Origin of the sequence: Sphaerisporangium sp. NPDC049002 (assembly GCF_040649355.1) — a bacterium.
GTDB lineage: Bacteria > Actinomycetota > Actinomycetes > Streptosporangiales > Streptosporangiaceae > Sphaerisporangium.
The window spans coordinates 1-1,727 of the sequence record NZ_JBEZFH010000431.1; the positions used below are offsets into that span (position 1 = coordinate 1).

The window sequence follows — 1,727 nt, forward strand, 5'->3', positions numbered from 1 at the left end:
CGCCGTCCAGCGGGCGCTCAAGACGGCCCTCGCGGGCAGGACCTCGCTGGTCATCGCCCACCGGCTCTCCACGATCCGCGAGGCCGACACGATCCTGGTCGTCCAGGACGGCCATGTGGTCGAGCGGGGCCGCCACGACGAGCTGCTCGCCGCCAAGGGAGCCTACGCCGAGCTCTACCGCACCCAGTTCGAACAGCAGAGGTGACCGCTCCACCCCGCCGGTCCGGCCGGCGCGGGTGCCTTCTGGCGCTCGCGGCGGAGGTGAGCCGGGGCGGGTCTCAGATGTAGCCGAGCCGGGTCAGCTCGTCCTTGGCGATCTTCTCCACCAGCGCGACGTCGTCGGGCCTGAGACGGGCGCGCCACGCGCCCACCTTGGGGGCGGTCGTGCCGTACAGCGCCACCTTGGAGACCCGGGTCTCCAGGAAGCCGGAGATCGTCGCGATCGTCTCCCCGGGGGAGGCGGCCATGTCCTCGTAGCGGACCGTCAGGAGCTGGTCGCGGGGGACCTCCTGGCGGAGCGCGGCGCTCAGGCGGACGGCGCTGCGCCAGCGCAGGGCGCACTTGCCGGCCGGCTCCATCACCGTCCACTTGTCGCGGTGCTCGCTGGAGTTGACGCCGAGGAACGGGTTCGGGAACTCGGTCTCGTCGCTGAGCATGCTCGGCCGGGACCAGCTCATGGAGGCCCGGTCGGCGAGCATGTCGGCGGTGACGTCCCTGCCGTCGCGGATGAGCTGGACGAACCGGGCATCGGGGAACGCCTGGAGCAGAACCGGCGCGCTGTACAGAAGGTCGGGGTTGGCGTCGCCGAACCTGACGACGCCGCCGGGGGAGGCGCACGGGCCCGGCCCGGTGACGGCGCCCGCCTCGCGGCACGCCGCCGGGCACTCGGCGCAGGCGCCGGGGACGATCTGCCAGGCCTCGGCGAGCGCGTCGCGGAGCACCCGGACCGCGCCGCCGCCCTTCCTGCGCATGATGGAGGGCCGTCGCGCGAACGCGTACACCACGTGCGCGACCGCCGCCCTGCCCATGGTCAGGTGGAAGCCGGGGGAGCGTTTGAGGGCACGCGCGAGGAGATCCGCGCCGGAGTGCGGGGCGCCGAGCACGAACACCGGCCTACGGACCTTGATGCCGTTGACCACGAGAATGTGGGTCGGGGGTCGCATAAGTGAGGACAGTCTGACACCCTTTGCGAGGTGAACGAACCGGCCACGCCCCGCCCGTCGGTGGCACATGGCGTCACCTGGGTAAGCCTACTCACCGCGGCAGGTGTTTCATCCGATTCGGGGATGTTCGCCGCCGGTGGACCAGGGCCGCGCCACCCGCGCCCCGACCTTCGCGGAGCGTCCCGATGACCAGCCACCGGCTCTGGATCCCGGCCCGGCTCCGTCCCGGCGACCGGGTGGCCATCGTCGCGCCCTCGGGGCCCGTCGACCCGGTGCGCCTGGCACGGGGACGCCAGGTCCTCACCGAGATCGGCCTGGACGTCGTCGTCATGCCGAGGGTGCTCAACCGGCGGGGATACCTCGCGGGCTCCGACGCGGGCCGGGCGGCCGACCTGCAGGAGGCGTGGTGCGACCCGGAGGTCCGGGCGGTGATCTGCGCGCGGGGCGGCTACGGCGCCACCCGCCTGCTCGACCCAGCCGGCGCTGCGGGGGTCGGCGCCCAGCAGGCCGCGGGCGATCGCCCAGGTGCAGATGAGCCAGTCGACGGTGATGGCGCCGAGCCGC

2 protein-coding genes and 1 pseudogene are annotated in these 1,727 nt (G+C 73.5%); 2 read left to right on the top strand and 1 reads right to left on the bottom strand.

From position 1 onward, the window contains the following. A pseudogene (locus AB0B89_RS36285) lies at positions 1-205 on the top strand (ABC transporter ATP-binding protein); the annotation flags it as partial. Positions 206-278: 73 nt separating this feature from the next. On the opposite strand, the gene AB0B89_RS36290 reads toward AB0B89_RS36285, so the two are convergent. After that, entirely contained in the window at positions 279-1,163 is an 885-nt protein-coding gene (locus AB0B89_RS36290; RefSeq protein ID WP_358562283.1) for a sulfotransferase, read from the bottom strand. A gap of 185 nt (positions 1,164-1,348) precedes the next feature. Here AB0B89_RS36290 and AB0B89_RS36295 point away from each other — a divergent pair. Beyond that, a partial coding sequence (locus AB0B89_RS36295) for an LD-carboxypeptidase (RefSeq protein ID WP_358562286.1) occupies positions 1,349-1,727 on the top strand: 379 nt, incomplete at its 3' end.